This is a genomic window from Amycolatopsis sp. NPDC003731 (assembly GCF_053586895.1).
Genome location: NZ_JBSFNC010000026.1, coordinates 47583 through 64131, shown reverse-complemented (window position 1 = coordinate 64131; position 16549 = coordinate 47583). Strand labels below are relative to the sequence as shown.

Below are 16549 nucleotides of genomic sequence, written 5' to 3'. Positions count from 1 at the left end.
CCACACCCCCGGGAGACGACTGTGGTGGTGCGCGGCGAACCCGCCGCCCCCGAAGAAGGAGTCCGATCATGGACATGAAGCTCGAAGTCGTCGTCCTGCCCGTCGCCGACGTCGACCGCACCAAGCACTTCTACAAGACACTCGGCTGGCGCGAAGACGCCGACATCGCGTTCGGTACCTCGCGCGTCGTGCAGCTGACCCCGCCGGGATCGCCGGCGTCGGTCCACTTCGGCACCGGCATCACCGACGCCGCCCCCGGGTCGGTGCGCGGCACCTACCTCGTCGTCGAGGACATCGAGGCCGCCCGCAAGGAGCTCGCGGCGCTCGGCGTCGACGTCAGCGAGGTCTTCCACCGCGACGACACCGGCGCCTTCGCCCCCGGCGCGCACCCCGCCCGCGGCACCTACTCGTCGTTCGCCTCGTTCAGCGACCCGGACGGCAACACCTGGCTGCTGCAGGAGATCACCACCCGGTTCCCCGGCCGCGTCTCCGGTGTGACCTACGGCTCGGCGCAGCAGCTGGAGCAGGCCCTGCGCGAGGCCGCGGCCGCGCACGGCGAGCACGAGAAGGAAACCGGCCGGTACGACGAGGAATGGCCGGTCTGGTACGCCCGGTACATGGCCGGCCACCAGGGCGTCTGAACCGATCCGGGTGACCACATCGCGGCCGGCGACGCTCGACACGGCGACCTCAACGGGGCCACTTCCCGGCCCAGGCCGTGTCGGCGCTCGCCGACCAGTAGTTGTCCATCAACCGCGCCGCCGAGCGCGGATCGGAGCCGAGGTCGGGCGGTGGCAGTTCACGCCGCTCCGCGGGAATGCCCAGCCCCATGATGACCTGCTCGAATCCGCCCGGCGTGTAGCCGTTGAACACGTGCGCGGCGCTCCGGGTGGTGAAACTGTGCACCGTCCCACGCGGGATCCACACCGAATCACCCGCCGTCGCGCGCATCGGCGGCTCGTCCCCGACCCGGAACTCGATGGAGCCTTCCAGCACGGTGAACCACTCGTCGATCGGGTGCACGTGCGGCGGCGGCCCACCGTCCGCCGGCATCCACTGCTCCATCACCGAGAACGCTCCCCCGGTCTGCTCCGAGTCCGCCAGCACGACCCAGAGGACACCGAAGGCCCAGTACGCCGGCGCGGTGTCCCTCCCGGTCATGAACGGCACGCTCTTCACGATCGCGTCCCTTCCGCCGCGTCCTCGGGTGCGAGCGGATAGACGTCGGCATCGAAGAACCGGGCGAACGGCAACGTCGCCAGGATCTCCGCCACCTGCCCCTGATCGGCGGCGGCGACCTCGACGAACGTCGTCCGCCGCGCCGGGGAAACGTAGTGGGCACCGATCTTTCCCTGTGAGCGCAACACTTCCAGCTGCCGGTGCTCGTCCTCTCTCCGCGCGGCGAATTCCGCGGGGTCGGTGTCGTCCCGGAGGGTTCCGACCACCATGAACGTCTGTCCCGTAGCGGGGTTCGCAGGCATGATTCTCCTTTCGAGGGCAGCTCGTGCGCCCTGATGTCTCGACGTGACATCACCGTAGCACTGATGTCGCGGCGCGTCATCACCTCGGCTATCCTGGCGCCATGCCCCGGTGGGAAGAAGGCAGCGAAGAGCGTATGAAGCAGGCCGCCATGGAGCTGTTCGAGGAACAAGGCTTCGAGGCCACCACCGCGGTCCAGATCGCCGAACGCGCCCGCGTCACCACCCGGACGTTCTTCCGCTACTTCCCCGACAAGGAAGAAATCCTCTTCGCCGACGCGGAGCCGCTCAACGCGGCACTCGTCCAGGAACTCCGGCAGACGCCCGACCTCGAACAGCCACTTCTGGCCGTGGTCCGGACCTTGGCCGGGTTCGACTGGGAGAAACTCGGCTCACGGGACGTCCTGCGGCGGCGAAGCGGGATGATCGCGGCCAACCCGCGGTTGCTGGAACGCGATCTGATCAAGCAACACCAGATGGCCGAAGGGTTCCGCCAGGCCCTCCACGAGCGCGGCGTCGATCCCGACACCGCAGAGCTGGCGGCCGGCGCGGGAAGCCAGATCTTCCGCACGGCCTACCGCAAGTGGCTGGAAAGCACCGACGACACCGACCTGAAGGCGATCACCGCCACCGTGACGTCTCTGCTCACCGGCATCGTGCCCGCGCCCCGGCCGCCACGAGGACGCCGCCGCGCGCCGGCCACTCCGCCGGCGAAGTAGGCCGAGGACCACCGGATAAGCAGGCTCTAGCCCGGTCCGGCGGCGGCGTTGGCCCGGTCGATCGCGGGCATGTGCTCCTCCGCCCAGGTGCGCAGGGCCGCCAGTGGCACTTCGAGGGAGTGGCCCACTTCGGTGAGGCGGTAGTGCACCTTCGGCGGAACCGTCGGCTCGACGCGGCGCTCCACCAGGCCGTCGCGGGTGAGACTCTGCAACGTCACCGACAGCATCTTCTGCGAGACGCCGGGCATTCGCCGGTGCAGCTCGGCGAACCGCACCTCGTCCGGGCCGGCCTCGGCCAGCACCTTGACCGCCATCGACGTCCACTTCGTGCCGATGCGGTCGAGCAGCCGGCGGGTGGGGCAGGCGGGGTCGAAGAGGTCGCCGCGCGCGCCCTTCGGCGAGGGGGTCACCTGGAGCTCACCACCTGTCGGGAAAGTGCCGTCTTGGCCAGGCCGGGCCGGTTACCTAGCCTCAGCTGGTAACGAATGGTAACCGACTAGGAGGCAAGGGTGCACGAGCAGCGGGTCAGGGCGAACGGCATCGACATCACCGTGGCCGTCACCGGGCACGGACCGGCTTTCCTGCTGCTGCACGGCTTCCCGCACACCTGGCGGCTGTGGACCGCGGTCATCCCGCACCTGGCCCGCCACCACCGGGTCATCGCCCCGGATCTGCGCGGGCTCGGTGCCACCACCCGCACCGAAGACGGCTACGACGCCGGAACCCTCGCCGCCGACGCCGAAGCGCTCCTCGACGCCTTGGGCGAACCGGACGCGACCGTCGTGGGAATCGACGCGGGCGCCCCGCCGGCGTTCCTGCTCGCCATGCGGCGCCCCGAGCGGGTCCGCCGGCTCGTCCTCATGGAGTCGCTGCTCGGGCGCCTGCCCGGCGCCGAGGACTTCCTCGCCGGCGGGCCGCCGTGGTGGTTCGGCTTCCACGCCGTCCCCGGCCTCGCCGAAACCGTCCTCGCCGGACGCGAAGCCGACTACATCGGCTGGTTCCTCGACGCCGGCACCCGCGGCCGCGGCGTGCCACCCGCGATCCGAGACCACTTCACCGCGGCGTACACCGGACGCGACGCCCTGCGCAGCGCCTTCGGCCACTACCGGGCCATGCCCGAAAGCGCGGCACAGATCGCGCACGCCACCGCCGCCGGCCGGCTCACCGTGCCCACCGTGGCGATCGGTGCCCACCCGGTCGGCGACACCCTCGCCCGCCAGCTGCGCCCGGTGACCGACGACCTCACGGAGCACCTCATCGAAGACTGCGGCCACATCATCCCGCTGGACCGCCCCGGCGCCCTGGTGGAGCGGCTGTGTTTCAGCACCGGCCGGCCCGGGTAATACTGCTCTCGTAACGCAACCAGTTTCGAGGTGAGAGCGGTGAAGGCAGCCCGGTCGCGGTGTCCGATCAACCTGTCGCTGGAGATCTTCGGCGACCGGTGGACGCTGCTGGTCCTGCGTGACGTCGTTTTCGGCGGGGCGCGGCACTTCCGCGAGCTGCTCGGCGGTGAGGAACGGATCTCGTCGAACGTGCTGGCCGACCGGCTGGCCGTGCTCGTCGAGCACGGGCTGCTCACCCGGGCCGGGGACGCGTCGCACAAGCAGAAGGTCACCTACAGCCTGACCGAACGCGCGATCGACCTCGTCCCGGTGCTCGTACAGCTCAGCGCCTGGGGGGTGCGGCACCTGCCCGTGGCCGACGCCTACGCGGCCCGCGCGGGAGTGCTCATCGCCGGCGGCCCCCCGCTGTGGGAAGCCTTCATGGACGAACTGCGCGAGATTCACCTCGGCACCCGCCGCGGTGAGGCGCCGGACGGCCCGAGCGTCGCCGAGCGCCTCGACGCCGCCTACGCGGCTTCCGTGGCCGACCGAACGGAGTGACGATGGAAACCCGGCTCGACGAACGGTTCAGCGATCCCGGCACCGAGGCCACCGGCTGGGCCGAAACCACGCGGGCGCTGGAAGAGGCCCAGATCAGCTGGCTCACGACCGTCCGCGCCGACGGCCGGCCGCACGTGACACCGCTGGTCGCGGTGTGGCTGGACGGTGCGGTCCACTTCAGCACCGGCGCCACCGAACAGAAGTACCGCAACCTCACGGCGAACCCCAACGTCGTGCTGACCACCGGCCGCAACGCCTGGGACGACGCTCTCGACGTGGTCGTCGAAGGCGTGGCCCGCCGTGTCACCGACCGCCCGGCACTCGACCGGCTCGCCGCGGCGTGGCGGCGGAAGTGGGACGGCAGCTGGGTTTACGAGGCGACCGACACCGGATTCCGGCAGGGCGGCCACGACGACGTCGCGGTCTTCGCCGTCGAACCGGCGAAGGTCCTGGTCTTCGGCCGGCGGCGGACGAACCCCTCGGAGACGTCGATGCTGTCCACTGTGGAGTTCACGCACACCAGCCACCGGCTCTGACGGGTCGAGGGGCCGGCGACGAGCTGTGCGGGACCGGCGCGAACTGGCCGGCTCCGCGTTTCCGGCGGCCGCACGTCGTTGAACGCGGTGGATAGCGTGCGGGGCCCGTCGTCCCAAGTGGACGGAGGATCGTCCAGCAGGGCCTGGATCCGGGGCTTCGCCTCGGTGCGGTTCAGCAGGCCCATGGCCACCTCCGCCGCGCGGTCGTCCTTGAGCTTCGGCAACGCGCTGATCAGTTCCAGCCGGGCAGCGCCCGCTCGCCTCCTCGCGGTACTGCGGCAGGGCCGGGTCGGATCGAATGGCCAAGCCGTTCCTGGTGCTGACTGCGGCCACCGGTCTGCTCATCGCCACTCTGCCGACGGCCGGCTCGGCGGCCGCCGGGACCGCACCGGCCGAGCAGGGCTTCGAACTGATCACCGGTGACGGCCACATGCTGCTGGCCGACTGCCCGTCGACACCCGGCGACGACGGGTTCATCCGGGTGCGCCGCAACCTCAAGCCGATCGCCTGCTTCAAGGTCCCGGCCGGCCAGTCCGACCGGCTCGTCGCCGCTCCCTGAGCCCCACCGGCCCGGAGGAATCAGCCCGCGGCGGCGGCCATGATCCGGCGGACTCGCTCGCGCAGCAGCGCGTGCGTCCGGTCGTGGTGGTTGCGGGGGTGCCAGGCCATGCCGAGCACCACTTCCGGCACGGCCACCGGGATCGGGAACGTCCGCAGTCCCAGCGTTTCCAGCATCGGGCGGCCCAGCTTGGCCGGGGTCACGCAGACGACGTCGGTGCCGCGCGCCACTTGGAGCGCGCCGGCGAAGCTCGGCAGGACGGCGATCACCCGGCGGCTCAGCCCCAGCTCGGCCAGCCGCTCGTCGATCGGGCCGTGCGCGCGGCCCCGGCGCGAGACGACGATGTGGTCGGCCGCGGCGAACCTCTTCGCGGTGACCGTTTTGACCTTCGCCAGCGGGTGATCCGGGCGGATCGCGCCGACGAGCGTTTCGGTGACGAGGGTTTCCGAGTGGATTTCGGGGTCCCCCGGGCGCAGCGTCCCGATCTCGAGGTCCACGAGTCCTTCGCGCAGCGCCGGGGTGTCCTGGAGGGTTTCCGGCCGTAGCCGCAGGGAGATCCCCGGCGCCTGGGCCCGCAGGTCGTCGATGAGAGACGGGATGACCGTCGTGGACAGCATGTCGGTGACCTGCAGGTCGAACCGGCGCACCGCGGTCCGCGGGTCGGCGGCGGTCGACGGGCCGAACAGCGCGCGGGCCCGGGCGGCGACCGCGTGCACCTCCCCGCGCAGCTCGAGCGCGCGCGGGGTCGGGACGAGATCGCGGCCGGCCCGGACGAGCAGCGGGTCGTCGAACGCGCGCCGCAGCCGGGCGAGCGTGCGGCTCATCGCCGGGGCCGACGTGTGCAGGCACTCCGCCGCCTTCGTGACGCTGCTTTCGGTGAGCAGCGCGTCCAGCGCCTCGATGAGGTTGAGGTCGTAGTCCACCTGCCGATTATCACAGATGAAATGAGTCCGTACCAACGTTGCACTGGAGTCAACCGGCGGCCGTCCTTAACGTCGAGTTCGGAAGACGAAGGAGGACAGTGATGCGGGCTGTGGTGATCGGCGGCGGGATCGTGGGACTGACGAGCGGTCTCGCCTTGCGCCGCAAGGGAATCGACGTGGTGGTCTACGAGCGCGCGCCGGAGATCCGCGCGGCCGGGGCGGGGCTGGGCCTGTGGGCCAACGCGCTGGCCGTGTTCGACGAACTCGGCGTCGGCGACCAGGTGCGAGCCATCGGCAAACCCGGGGAGATGTACTTCCACGACCCGGCCGGGCGGCTGCTCGAGACGCCCGAGTTCGGCGTCGAGGACCACCAGTTCCTGCTGGTGCACCGGGCGAAGCTCACCGACCTGCTCGCCGACGCCGTCGGCCGGGACGGCATCCGCCTCGCCACCGGGTTCGCCGCGTACGACGAGCACGCCGGCCACGTCACCGTCCGGCTGAGCGACGGCAGCGAGGACACCGCCGACGTGCTCGTCGGGGCGGACGGCGCGTACTCGGCGGTGCGCGCGCAGCTGGTGCCGGGGAAGCCGGCGGAGGAACACCCGGGACACCACTCGTGGCGCGCGGTGCTCCCGGATCCGGGTCTCGCCCTGACCGGGAACCGGGTGATCCTCGGCGGCGAACGCTGCCGCGGCGGGCGGGTGCGCACCCACGACGGCGGCGTCTACTGGCTGGTGAACCAGTTCGACACGCCGGAACCGACCGGCACCCGCAAGGAGCAGGCGCTGGCCCGGGCCGCGCACCTGGACGACGGCGAGCACGGCGGGGTCCTCGCCGAGCTCATCCACGCCACGCCCGAGGAGTCGATCCTGCACAACCGGATCATGATCGTGCCGCCGTTGCCGCACTGGGCGTCCGGGCGTGTCGTGCTCGCCGGGGACGCTGCGCACGCGATGTCGCCGCACATCACCGCCGGGGCGACGCTCGGCATCGAAGACGCCGCGCTGCTCGGCCGCCTGCTCAGCCCGGGCGGCGACGTGCCCGCGGCGCTGGGTGCCTACGAAGCGGACCGGATCCCCCGCTACGCCCGCGCCGCGGAACTCTCGGCGGCCGTGGAGCACGCCCCCACGCCGCAGGGGTTCGCGCGGCACTACGCCGCGTTCAGCCACTGGATGCTCACCTCGTCCGCCGGGAACCCGGTGACGGCATGACCTTCACGGTGGAGGTGGACGTGCCGGTGCCGATGCGCGACGGCGTCGCGCTCGCCACCAACGTGTGGCTCCCGGACGGGCCCGGTCCGTTCCCGGCGTTGCTGGTCCGCACGCCCTACGGCAAGGACGACGCCGGGCTGTACGGCAATCCGAAACTCCCCGGCGTGTTCGCCCTCGTCGAAGCCGGGTACGCCGTGGTGGCGCAGGACGTCCGGGGCACGTCCCGCTCCCCCGGGACGTTCGTGCCGCACACCCACGAAGGCCCGGACAGCGTCGACACGCTCGCCTGGCTGCCCGCGCAGCCGTGGTGCGACGGCGCGGTCGGCATGTGGGGCGGGTCGTACATGGGGTTCAGCCAGTGGCAGGCCGCCGCGCGGAACGTTCCGGCGCTGCGGGCGATCGCGCCGGTGATGACCTCCGCCGATCCGTACGCGGCGCCGTGGCGCTCCCCCGGCGGCGCGCTGTCCCAGGACGCGGTCCTGACCTGGGGCACCCTCTCGGCCCTGCGCAACCTGGGTCGTGGACTCGACGGTGACGCCGGAGCGCTGCTGTCCGGCCTGTCCGACCCGCGGTCGCTGCACGAGCCGTTGCCGATCGCCGATCGCGCCGCGGTGACCCGCTCCCTGCCCTGGCTCGGCGACGTGCTCGCCCACCCGGAGCGCGACGCCTTCTGGCGGGAGATCGCGGCGACCGACCAGTGCGAGCGGATCACCGTCCCGGCGCTCCACATCGGAGGGTGGTACGACGTCTTCGTCGGCGAAACCGTGCGGTCGTACCGGCTGCTGCGCCGCCGCGCCGGCAGTGCCGCCGCCCGCGACGGCCAGCGGCTGATCATCGGCCCCTGGTCCCACCCCGACGGGACCGACCTCGGCACCTACCCCGACCGGTCGTTCGGGCTCGCCGGCAGCATCAAGACCGCCGGCGTCACCGAAGCGCACCTGCGGTTCTTCGACCGCTGGGTCCGCGGCCGCGAGCTGCCCGACGACCCCCACCGGGTCCGGATCTTCGTCATGGGAACCGACGAGTGGCGCGACGAGCCGGACTGGCCGCTGCCGGGCACCCGGTACACCGACTTCTTCCTCGACGGCGGCGGCCGAGCCAACACCGCGGCCGGCGACGGCGTCCTGACGTCCGACGCCCCGGCCGAAAACGCCACCGACACGTTTCGGTACGACCCGCGCGATCCGGTGCCCAGCCTGGGCGGCACCGTGCTCGCCGCCGCGCCGGGGACCTACCCCGGACCGGCCGATCAGGCCGCGGCCGAGGCGCGCGAGGACGTCCTGTGCTTCACCACCCCGGTGCTCGAACGTCCCATCGAGGTCATCGGGCACATCACCCTCGTGCTGCACATCCGATCGTCCACACCGGACACCGACTTCACCGGCAAGCTCGTCGACGTGCACCCCGACGGCCGGGCGATCCTGCTGTGCGAAGGCATCCAGCGCGTCCGCTACCGCGAGTCCCTCACCGAACCGGTGCTCCTCGCGCCGGGCACGGACGCCGAACTGACCCTCGACCTCGGCGTCACCGCGAACGTCTTCCGGCCGGGGCACCGCATCCGGCTCGAGGTGGCCGGCAGCAACTTCCCCCGTTACGACCGCAACACCAACACCGGCGCGACGATCGCCACCGACGGCCCGGACGACGTGGTGGTCGCCGTCAACCACGTCCACCACGGCCCCGCGCACCCCAGCCGGCTGGTCCTGCCGGTGGTGGAACGCCCATGAGCGCACTGCAGGATCTGCTCGATCGCGCGGCCATCGCCGACGTCGTCACCGGTCTCGCCCACGCCCAGGACGATCGCGACTGGGCGGCGCTGCGGCGGCTGTTCGCCGACGAGGTGACGCTGGATCTGTCGACGCACTACCACGGCAGGCCGCCCACGACGGTGACTGCCGACGCCCTCGTCGAGCTGGCCCGCGCGACCCTGGAGGGTTTCGACAGCACCCACCACACCGCCACCGACCTCGTCGTGGAGTCGTCTGGGGACGACGCGACGTGCCGCGCGCACGTGGTCGCCTACCACCACGTCCCCGCCGAGCCCGGCGTCGTCGACCACTGCACCATGCGCGGCCGCTGGGAGCTGGAGCTGCGCAAGCTCGGCGGGCGGTGGCTCGTCCACCACTGGACCGTCCTGCGCACCGCGCCCTGGGACGGCTCCCCCGACGTCTACGCCCTCGCCGCCGCCCGCCGCTCTTGACCCCTCGAGGAGGACCGCCGATGTTCTACGAGATCCGCACCGAGCACGCCCGCCCCGGCCACGGCAGCGAACTGGCCCGCTACCTGGACGAGACCGTCATCCCCCTCCACCGGGAACGGGGGATGGAGGTGGTGGGCTCGTTCACCGTGGCCGGCGACGAGAACGCCGTCGTCTGGATCAGGCGCTTCGCCGACGACGCCGACCGCGAACGTATCCTGGACGCCGTCCACCGGGATCCCCGGTGCGCGGCCCTGGCCGAGACCGTGGCCGCGCTGACCGGGCAGCCCGCGTCCACGGTGCGCCTGGCACCGACCGCCGGTTCCCGGCTCCGCTGAACACCCACACCGGAAAGGAAGGACCGTGGCCGAGTACCGGCTTCCCGCGACGCGGGAGACCACAGTGGACGTCCTCGACCGGGCCACCCCGCCCGTGCTCACCGTCGATCCGGGCGACTCCGTCCTGGTCGAATCCCTCGACGCCGCCGGCTACCTGGACCGGCGGGTGAACGGCCCGGCGATGTACCCGCAGCGGCGCGGGCACTGCCTGACCGGGCCGATCGCGGTGCGCGGCGCCGAGCCGGGCATGGTCCTGGGCGTGCACTTCACGTCGATCACGCCCGGCGGCTGGGGCTGGACCACCGCCGGGGTGAAGGACACCGCGCTCAACCGCAGGCTCGGCGTCGCCGACGGCCCGGCGACGTGGCTGACGTGGGACATCGACGGCGAAACCGCGACCAGCGACCTCGGCCACACCGTCGGCATCGCGCCCTTTCTCGGTGTCGCCGGCGTTCCCCCGGCCGAGCCGGGACCGCACTCGACCATCCCGCCGCGGGCTCTCGGCGGCGGCAACCTCGACTGCCGGGACCTCGTCGCCGGGTCGACGTTGTACCTACCGCTGACCGTGCCCGGTGCGCTGCTGCACCTGGGCGACGGGCACGCGGCCCAGGGCCACGGCGAAGTCGGCGGAACGGCGATCGAGTGCCCGATGACCACCGAGGTCACGCTCACCTTGGCGGCGGACGCGCCGGTGCCGGGCATCCACGCAGAAACGCCCGAGGGCCGGGTCACCTTCGGCTTCGGGGCCGGCCTCGACGAGGCGATGGCCGACGCGCTGGCCACCATGGTGACCTGGCTGCAGCGGCTCCACGACCTGGACCGGGCCACCGCGCTCGCGCTGGCCTCACCGGTCGTCGACCTGCGGATCACCCAGGTCGCCAACGAGACGTGGGGCGTGCACGCCGTCCTCCCGCACGACGCGATCCGCTGACGGGCATCCGGTTCACCGGCCGTTCGCCACCGACAGGTCGCCCGCCGGCTGGAACCGGGTCAGGCGCAGGCTGTTCGACACGACCAGGCAGCTCGACAACGCCATCGCCGCCCCGGCGATCATCGGGTTCAGCAGGCCTGCCGCGGCCAGCGGCAGCGCGGCGACGTTGTAGGCCAGGGCCCAGAACAGGTTCGCCTTGATCGTGCCGAGGGTCCGGCGGGACAGCCGGATCGCGTCCACCGCGGCCATCAGGTCACCACGCACCAGGGTCAGGTCTCCCGCCTCGATCGCGGCGTCGGTTCCGGTGCCCATCGCCAGCCCGAGGTCGGCCGAGGCGAGCGCGGCGGCGTCGTTGACGCCGTCGCCGATCATCGCCACCACGTGCCCCTGCGCTTTCAGGCCGGTGATCACGTCGACCTTCTGCTCCGGGGAGACGTCCGCGATGACTTCGGTGATCCCCGCCTCGCGGGCGATCGCCTGCGCCACCGCCTCGTTGTCGCCGGTGAGCAGGATCGGCGTCAACCCGAGCCGCCGCAGCTGGAACACCGCGGGCGCCGACGTCGGTTTCACCGTGTCGGCCACCACGAGCACGGCGTGCGCGAAGCCGTCCCACGCCAGGATCACCGCGGTGTGGCCGGCCTGCTCGGCCTTCTGCTTCACGGCCAGCAGCGACTTCGGCAGCCGCACCGAAAGGCGGTGCATCAGCTCCGGGCGGCCGACGACGACGCGGTGCCCGTCGACCCGGCCAAGCACCCCGTACCCGGCGACGTTGCGGAACTCCCGCACCTCCCCCACCGAGCCGAACCGCCGGAGCGCGGCGGACACGACGGCGTCGGCGATCGGGTGCTCGGAGGCGTTTTCGAGCGCTCCGGCCAGCTGCAGCGCCAGGTCCGAGGGGACGCCGTCGACCGTGCGGACGGCGACCAGGCTCATCTTGCCCGTGGTCACGGTGCCGGTCTTGTCGAGCACGACGGTGTCGACGCGACGGGTCGACTCCAGCATCTCCGGTCCTTTGACCAGGACGCCGAGCTGGGCGCCGCGGCCGGTGCCGACCAGCAACGCCGTCGGCGTCGCCAGCCCGAGCGCACACGGACAGGCGATGATGAGCACCGCGACCGCGGCGGTGAACGCCACCGCGGTGTCCGCGCCGGTCCCGAGCCAGAACCCCAGGGTGGCCAGGGAAAGCGCCATGACCACGGGCACGAACACGGCGGACACGCGGTCGGCCAGTCGCTGCACGTCGGCCTTGCCGCTTTGGGCCCGCTCCACCATCGCCGCGATCCGGGCCAGCCGGGTGTCCGAGCCGACGCGCGTCGCCCGCACGACCAGGCGGCCGCTCATGCTGACCGTGGCGCCGACGACGGGGGTGCCGGCGGAGACCTCGACCGGGACGGCCTCACCGGTCACCAGGCTCAGGTCGACCGCGGAGTCGCCTTCCTCGACGACGCCGTCGGTGGCGATCTTTTCGCCGGGCCGGACCACGAACCGCTCGCCGACCCTCAGCTGCTCGATCGGAATCCGCTCTTCACGGCCGTCTCGCAGCACCGAGACCGACTTCGCGCCGAGGTCCAGCAGCGCGCGCAGGGCGGCGCCGGCCCGGCGCCGGGACCGGGACTCGAAGAACCGGCCCGCGAGGATGAACAGGGTGACGCCGGTGGCGACCTCGAAGTAGATGCCGTCGAGGTTGTGGTCGGCGGCCAGGGTCAGTTCGAACTCGTGCCGCATCCCGATCACGCCCGCGCCGCCGAAGAACAGCGCGTAGAGCGACCAGAGGAAGGCCGCGGCGACGCCCATCGACACCAGCGTGTCCATGGTCGCGGTGGCGTGCCGCAGGTTGGTCCAGGCCGCGCGGTGCAGCGGCCACGCACCCCAGGCGACGACCGGGGTGGCCAGCACGAGCGACACCCATTGCCAGGCGGGGAACTGCAGGGCGGGCACCATCGCGAGGACGATCACCGGCACGCTCAGCACGGCCGAGCCCAGCAGCCGCTGCCGCAGCAGATCCGGTGCCGCCGCAGCGGGCTCGGCGGCCTCCGGTTCCGGCGGTGCGGACGGCTGCGCGGTGTAGCCGGCGGCCTCGATGGCGCGGACGATGTCGTCGACGGTCAGCGCCGCCGGGACCGAGACCAGCGCTTTTTCGGTGGCGTAGTTGACCGACGCCTCGACCCCGTCGAGCCGGTTGAGCTTGCGCTCGATCCGCGCCGCGCACGACCCGCAGGTCATGCCCCCGATGACGAGTTCGATCTCCGTGCCCGGCACGGGCGGCGCCGGTGCGGGTTGCGCGACCGCTGCGGGCGGTGCGGACCGTGCGGCACGCGGTGCCGGAGCGGGCCGCACGGCAGGCGAGGCGGCTCCTACGGGGTGCCGGGCAGGTGCACGCCGGGCATCGAGGGCGTGGATGGGGCTGGTGACGGGCTCGGGCCGACGAGGCTGCCCAGCAGCCACGCCAGGCCGAACACCAGTCCCAGCACCAGCGCGAACCCGCTCACCTTGGCCGAAGTCGGCATGACGGCCTCTCTCGTTCATCGGACGAGCTGGTAGCCCGCGACCTGGACGGCACCCTCGACCTGCTCCAGCGCCAGCACGCCCTCGCTGGTCACCAGGACGCGGCCCGAGCCCAGGTCGACCTCGACGTCGCGGACGCCGGGCAGCTCGCCGACCTCTTCCTTGACCGACGCGACGCAGTGTCCGCACGTCATTCCCGTCACCACGTATGTGCTCTGGGTCATCGTCACACCTTCCGGGCCCGTGGCCGTCTCGTGACGAGGCAGTGGCCTCGCTGCCACAAAGGTCGGCCCGGACGGCGGAATGGTTCCCGTGAGTTCTTTTTGAACCATCCCGGCTCGAGCCGCGTACTAGCCGGTGTGAGGCCACAGTCATCGGATGACGCCGACATCACCCACTGGGCCCGGCTCGCCGGCCGCGGCGACCGGGTTGCGCTCGAGCGGTTCCTGCGGGCGACCCAGCCGCACGTCTGGCGGTTCGTCGCCGGCCTGAGCGACCCCCAGTCCGCCGACGACCTGACCCAGGAGACGTACCTGCGCGCGCTGGGCAGCCTCGGCCGCTTCCGCGCGGAATCCTCGGCGCGGACGTGGCTGCTGAGCATTGCCCGCCGCGTCGTGGCCGACCACATCCGCGCCGCCCAGGCCCGCCCCCGCCCGGCCACCCTCGCCGACTGGCGGGTCGACGCGGGCCGGACCACCGAACGCACCGCGTTCGAAGAACGCGTCCTGCTCGACCACCTCGTCGCCGCGCTGGAACCCGACCGGCGGGACGCGTTCGTGCTCACCCAGGCACTGGGACTGTCCTATGCGGACGCCGCCGAGATCATCGGCTGCCCGGTCGGCACGATCCGCTCCCGGGTCGCCCGGGCCCGCGACGACCTCGCGGAGGCGATGCGCGACACCAACGTGCGACGGACCGCCGCCGGGTGAGTCACCGGAGCGTCCGCCAGCAGCTCCAGAACTCCTGCAGGACCAGCTGCAGCGACGCCGCCTTCGCCGCCGCGACCGCACCCTGCTGCACGTCCGGCTTCTTCTTCGCCGTCACTGTTCCTTCTCCCCGGAACCGTCGAACGAACGCAGCCGCAGGCTGTTGGACACCACCAGCACCGAGGACAGCGACATGGCCGCGCCGGCGATGAGGGGGTTGAGCAGACCGAGGGCCGCGAGCGGCAGGGCGGCCACGTTGTAGCCGAACGCCCAGGCCAGGTTGCCGCGGATGATCCGCAGCGTCCGGTCGGCGAGCCGGATCGCGTCCGGCACCACCCGCAGGTCCTCGCGCACCAGCACCAGGTCGGCCGAGCGCAACGCGATGTCGCTGCCGCGGGCCATCGCCATCCCGAGGTCGGCGGTGGCCAGCGCCGGGGCGTCGTTGATGCCGTCGCCCACCATCGCCACCCGCGCTCCGGTGGCCCGCAGCTCGTCGATCGCGCGGGCCTTGTCCGCGGGCAGGACTCCGGCGCGGACCTCGTCGACGCCGATCTCGGCCGCCACCGCCTGCGCCGCGACCTCGTGGTCGCCGGTGAGCAGCACCGTCCGCAGGCCCTGGGCCCGCAACGCGGCCACCGCTGCCGCGGCGGACGGTTTGACGACGTCGCGGACTTCGATCAGCCCGATGGGTTCGCCGTCGACCGCGACCAGCACCGGCACGGCCACCCCGGCGGGCGTCTCGAACTCCGACGGGATGCCTCGGTCGCCGAACAGCCGCGGGCTGCCCACGAGGACGGTGTGACCGTCCACAGTGGCCTCGGCGCCCAGGCCGGGAAGGGCGGTGAACCCCGAAACCTCGGGCAGCGACGGGAGTTCGGCTCGGGCGGCGCCGGCGACGGCGGCCGCGATCGCGTGCTCGGAACCCGACTCGACCGCGCCGGCGAACCACAGCAGGTCGCCGCGGGTGCGGCCGGGCGCCGGGCGGCAGGCGGTGACGGTCATCCGGCCGGTGGTCACCGTGCCGGTCTTGTCCAGCACGACGGTGTCGACCTTCCGGCTCGCTTCGAGGGCGTCCGGGCCCTTGATCAGGATGCCCAGCTGCGCGCCGCGGCCGACCCCGGCCAGCAACGCCGTCGGCGTCGCCAGGCCCAGTGCGCACGGGCAGGCGATGATCAGCACCGACACCGCCGCGGTGAAGGCGTCCCGCCCCGGGTGCCCGGTGAGCAGCCACGCGCCGAGGGTCAGCGCGGCCAGCACGAGGACGACCGGGACGAACACCGCGCAGATCCGGTCGACCAGCCGCTGCACGGCCGCCTTGCGCGCTTGGGCGTGCTCGGCGAGCGCGGTCATCTGCGCGAGCTGGGTGTGGGTGCCCACGGCCGTCGCGCGGACCACCAGCCGCCCCTCGCGGTTGACCGACGCGCCGATCACCCGGTCGCCCGGGGCCACCTCCGCGGGCACCGGCTCACCCGTGACCGCGCTGACGTCCACAGTGGATCGTCCACTTTCGGCGATGCCGTCGGCGGCGAACGCCTCCCCCGGCTTCACCACGAACCGGTCGCCGACAGCCAGCTCGCCCACCGGAACCAGCGCCTCGGCGCCGTCGCGCAGGACGCGCACCTCCTTGGCGGCGAGGGCGTCGAGCGCGGCCAGCAGCCCGGCGGCGTTGCGCCGGGACCGGCTCTCGAAGTAGCGCCCGGCCAGCAGGAACGTCGTCACGCCCGCGGCGACGTCGAGGTAGATCGCGTCCGCGCCGGCCGCGGTCGGGCCGAACCCGACCCAATACCCCGGTTCGTGGCCCCCGAACACCGTCGCCCAGGCCGACCAGCCGAAGGACGCCAGCACCCCGAGCGACACCAGAGTGTCCATACTGGACGATCGGTGCCGCAGGTTCCGCACCGCCGCCCGGTGGAACGGCAGCGCCGCCCAGAACACCACCGGCACCGCGAGCGCGAGACACAGCCACGGCCAGCCGGGGAACCGCAGCGACGGCACCAGCGACAGAGTGATCGACAGGTTGCCCAGCGGCACGGCCAGCAGCGCCGCGACGAACAGCCGCCGACGCAGGTCACGCACCCTGGCCAGGGTGCGGTCCTCGTCGTCCTCGCCGCGGACGCGCGCGCCGTAACCCGCCTTGCGGATGCGCTCGACCAGCAGGTCGTCGCCGACCGCGGCGGGGACCTGCACGGTGGCGCGCTCGGTCGCGTAGTTGACCGACGCGCGGACACCGTCGACCTTGTTCAGGGTGCGTTCGACCCGCGCCGAACAGGCGGCACAGGTCATTCCGGTCACGGCCAGCTCGACCGTCCGGACCTCCCCGGCGACCGGGGTGGTGGTGGACAT

Annotated in this window: 20 protein-coding genes; 12 read left to right on the top strand and 8 right to left on the bottom strand. The window is 72.7% G+C overall.

Going from position 1 to position 16549, the window contains the following annotated elements; all coding sequences use genetic code 11:
• The first annotated feature begins 68 nt into the window (after window positions 1–68).
• Complete coding sequence (locus ACWDN5_RS13960; protein ID WP_310970160.1) at window positions 69–641, top strand: VOC family protein; 573 nt, start codon at window positions 69–71, stop codon at window positions 639–641.
• Between the two features lie 49 nt (window positions 642–690).
• Here ACWDN5_RS13960 and ACWDN5_RS13955 read toward each other — a convergent pair whose 3' ends face one another.
• Entirely contained in the window at window positions 691–1161 is a 471-nt protein-coding gene (locus ACWDN5_RS13955) for a cupin domain-containing protein (protein ID WP_310970159.1), read from the bottom strand.
• Window positions 1162–1175: 14 nt separating this feature from the next.
• Window positions 1176–1481 carry a muconolactone Delta-isomerase family protein gene (locus ACWDN5_RS13950; protein WP_449676550.1) on the bottom strand — a complete coding sequence of 102 codons (306 nt, stop codon included), beginning with the start codon at window positions 1479–1481 and terminating at the stop codon, window positions 1176–1178.
• Window positions 1482–1582: 101 nt separating this feature from the next.
• Between ACWDN5_RS13950 and ACWDN5_RS13945 the strand changes: the two genes are divergently transcribed.
• On the top strand, window positions 1583–2197 hold the full coding sequence (locus tag ACWDN5_RS13945) for a TetR family transcriptional regulator (protein ID WP_449676549.1): 615 nt from the start codon (window positions 1583–1585) through the stop codon (window positions 2195–2197).
• A 26-nt stretch (window positions 2198–2223) separates the two neighbouring features.
• On the opposite strand, the gene ACWDN5_RS13940 is transcribed toward ACWDN5_RS13945, so the two are convergent.
• Window positions 2224–2607, bottom strand: coding sequence for a winged helix-turn-helix transcriptional regulator (locus ACWDN5_RS13940; protein WP_449676548.1), 384 nt, complete (start codon window positions 2605–2607; stop codon window positions 2224–2226).
• A 99-nt stretch (window positions 2608–2706) separates the two neighbouring features.
• Between ACWDN5_RS13940 and ACWDN5_RS13935 the strand changes: the two genes are divergently transcribed.
• The 4 genes from ACWDN5_RS13935 to ACWDN5_RS13920 all read left to right on the top strand — a co-directional run bounded on the left by ACWDN5_RS13935 (window position 2707) and on the right by ACWDN5_RS13920 (window position 5175).
• Window positions 2707–3540: an alpha/beta fold hydrolase gene (locus ACWDN5_RS13935; protein ID WP_449676547.1), complete on the top strand. Its 834-nt coding sequence runs from the start codon at window positions 2707–2709 to the stop codon at window positions 3538–3540.
• Window positions 3541–3579: 39 nt separating this feature from the next.
• Entirely contained in the window at window positions 3580–4080 is a 501-nt protein-coding gene (locus ACWDN5_RS13930) for a winged helix-turn-helix transcriptional regulator (RefSeq protein ID WP_449676546.1), read from the top strand.
• 2 nt (window positions 4081–4082) lie between these two features.
• Window positions 4083–4616 (top strand): pyridoxamine 5'-phosphate oxidase family protein, encoded by a 534-nt coding sequence (locus ACWDN5_RS13925; RefSeq protein ID WP_449676545.1) that lies wholly within the window; start codon window positions 4083–4085, stop codon window positions 4614–4616.
• A 298-nt stretch (window positions 4617–4914) separates the two neighbouring features.
• Window positions 4915–5175 carry a hypothetical protein gene (locus tag ACWDN5_RS13920; protein ID WP_449676544.1) on the top strand — a complete coding sequence of 87 codons (261 nt, stop codon included), beginning with the start codon at window positions 4915–4917 and terminating at the stop codon, window positions 5173–5175.
• Between the two features lie 20 nt (window positions 5176–5195).
• Here ACWDN5_RS13920 and ACWDN5_RS13915 read toward each other — a convergent pair whose 3' ends face one another.
• Window positions 5196–6098: a LysR family transcriptional regulator gene (locus ACWDN5_RS13915; RefSeq protein ID WP_449676543.1), complete on the bottom strand. Its 903-nt coding sequence runs from the start codon at window positions 6096–6098 to the stop codon at window positions 5196–5198.
• Window positions 6099–6199: 101 nt separating this feature from the next.
• Here ACWDN5_RS13915 and ACWDN5_RS13910 point away from each other — a divergent pair, with 101 nt between their 5' ends.
• The 5 genes from ACWDN5_RS13910 to ACWDN5_RS13890 are packed head-to-tail and all read left to right on the top strand — an operon-like array spanning window position 6200 to window position 10775.
• Window positions 6200–7309, top strand: coding sequence for an FAD-dependent oxidoreductase (locus ACWDN5_RS13910; RefSeq protein WP_449676542.1), 1110 nt, complete (start codon window positions 6200–6202; stop codon window positions 7307–7309).
• Window positions 7306–9036, top strand: a complete 1731-nt coding sequence (locus ACWDN5_RS13905) for a CocE/NonD family hydrolase (protein WP_449676541.1) — start codon at window positions 7306–7308, stop codon at window positions 9034–9036. Before ACWDN5_RS13910 ends, ACWDN5_RS13905 begins: the two co-directional genes overlap by 4 nt.
• Window positions 9033–9509, top strand: a complete 477-nt coding sequence (locus ACWDN5_RS13900; RefSeq protein WP_449676540.1) for a nuclear transport factor 2 family protein — start codon at window positions 9033–9035, stop codon at window positions 9507–9509. Before ACWDN5_RS13905 ends, ACWDN5_RS13900 begins: the two co-directional genes overlap by 4 nt.
• 20 nt (window positions 9510–9529) lie before the next feature.
• Window positions 9530–9844, top strand: coding sequence for an NIPSNAP family protein (locus tag ACWDN5_RS13895; protein WP_449676539.1), 315 nt, complete (start codon window positions 9530–9532; stop codon window positions 9842–9844).
• A 25-nt stretch (window positions 9845–9869) separates the two neighbouring features.
• Window positions 9870–10775: an acetamidase/formamidase family protein gene (locus ACWDN5_RS13890; RefSeq protein WP_449676538.1), complete on the top strand. Its 906-nt coding sequence runs from the start codon at window positions 9870–9872 to the stop codon at window positions 10773–10775.
• 12 nt (window positions 10776–10787) lie between these two features.
• Here the strand turns inward: ACWDN5_RS13890 and ACWDN5_RS13885 are convergent, their stop codons facing one another.
• The 3 genes from ACWDN5_RS13885 to ACWDN5_RS13875 all read right to left on the bottom strand — a co-directional run bounded on the left by ACWDN5_RS13885 (window position 10788) and on the right by ACWDN5_RS13875 (window position 13504).
• The gene (locus ACWDN5_RS13885; protein WP_449676571.1) at window positions 10788–12998 is read right to left on the bottom strand and encodes a heavy metal translocating P-type ATPase; all 2211 of its coding nucleotides are present in this window, start codon (window positions 12996–12998) and stop codon (window positions 10788–10790) included.
• A 131-nt stretch (window positions 12999–13129) separates the two neighbouring features.
• Window positions 13130–13282 (bottom strand): hypothetical protein, encoded by a 153-nt coding sequence (locus ACWDN5_RS13880; RefSeq protein WP_310970143.1) that lies wholly within the window; start codon window positions 13280–13282, stop codon window positions 13130–13132.
• A 15-nt stretch (window positions 13283–13297) separates the two neighbouring features.
• Entirely contained in the window at window positions 13298–13504 is a 207-nt protein-coding gene (locus tag ACWDN5_RS13875) for a heavy-metal-associated domain-containing protein (protein ID WP_310970142.1), read from the bottom strand.
• Between the two features lie 135 nt (window positions 13505–13639).
• Here ACWDN5_RS13875 and ACWDN5_RS13870 point away from each other — a divergent pair, with 135 nt between their 5' ends.
• The gene (locus ACWDN5_RS13870; protein ID WP_310970140.1) at window positions 13640–14209 is read left to right on the top strand and encodes a sigma-70 family RNA polymerase sigma factor; all 570 of its coding nucleotides are present in this window, start codon (window positions 13640–13642) and stop codon (window positions 14207–14209) included.
• Between the two features lie 111 nt (window positions 14210–14320).
• Here ACWDN5_RS13870 and ACWDN5_RS13865 read toward each other — a convergent pair whose 3' ends face one another.
• Window positions 14321–16549, bottom strand: coding sequence for a heavy metal translocating P-type ATPase (locus ACWDN5_RS13865; protein WP_449676537.1), 2229 nt, complete (start codon window positions 16547–16549; stop codon window positions 14321–14323).

What these genes read in the sequence shown, in the direction of transcription:
- ACWDN5_RS13960 (WP_310970160.1), top strand. Translation starts at nt 69, where the DNA reads ATGGACATGAAGCTCGAAGTCGTCGTCCTGCCCGTCGCCGACGTCGAC.
- ACWDN5_RS13955 (WP_310970159.1), bottom strand. Translation starts at nt 1,161, where the DNA reads ATGACCGGGAGGGACACCGCGCCGGCGTACTGGGCCTTCGGTGTCCTC.
- ACWDN5_RS13950 (WP_449676550.1), bottom strand. Translation starts at nt 1,481, where the DNA reads ATGCCTGCGAACCCCGCTACGGGACAGACGTTCATGGTGGTCGGAACC.
- ACWDN5_RS13945 (WP_449676549.1), top strand. Translation starts at nt 1,583, where the DNA reads ATGCCCCGGTGGGAAGAAGGCAGCGAAGAGCGTATGAAGCAGGCCGCC.
- ACWDN5_RS13925 (WP_449676545.1), top strand. Translation starts at nt 4,083, where the DNA reads ATGGAAACCCGGCTCGACGAACGGTTCAGCGATCCCGGCACCGAGGCC.
- ACWDN5_RS13920 (WP_449676544.1), top strand. Translation starts at nt 4,915, where the DNA reads ATGGCCAAGCCGTTCCTGGTGCTGACTGCGGCCACCGGTCTGCTCATC.
- ACWDN5_RS13910 (WP_449676542.1), top strand. Translation starts at nt 6,200, where the DNA reads ATGCGGGCTGTGGTGATCGGCGGCGGGATCGTGGGACTGACGAGCGGT.
- ACWDN5_RS13905 (WP_449676541.1), top strand. Translation starts at nt 7,306, where the DNA reads ATGACCTTCACGGTGGAGGTGGACGTGCCGGTGCCGATGCGCGACGGC.
- ACWDN5_RS13900 (WP_449676540.1), top strand. Translation starts at nt 9,033, where the DNA reads ATGAGCGCACTGCAGGATCTGCTCGATCGCGCGGCCATCGCCGACGTC.
- ACWDN5_RS13895 (WP_449676539.1), top strand. Translation starts at nt 9,530, where the DNA reads ATGTTCTACGAGATCCGCACCGAGCACGCCCGCCCCGGCCACGGCAGC.
- ACWDN5_RS13885 (WP_449676571.1), bottom strand. Translation starts at nt 12,998, where the DNA reads ATGACCTGCGGGTCGTGCGCGGCGCGGATCGAGCGCAAGCTCAACCGG.
- ACWDN5_RS13880 (WP_310970143.1), bottom strand. Translation starts at nt 13,282, where the DNA reads ATGCCGACTTCGGCCAAGGTGAGCGGGTTCGCGCTGGTGCTGGGACTG.
- ACWDN5_RS13875 (WP_310970142.1), bottom strand. Translation starts at nt 13,504, where the DNA reads ATGACCCAGAGCACATACGTGGTGACGGGAATGACGTGCGGACACTGC.
- ACWDN5_RS13865 (WP_449676537.1), bottom strand. Translation starts at nt 16,549, where the DNA reads ATGTCCACCACCACCCCGGTCGCCGGGGAGGTCCGGACGGTCGAGCTG.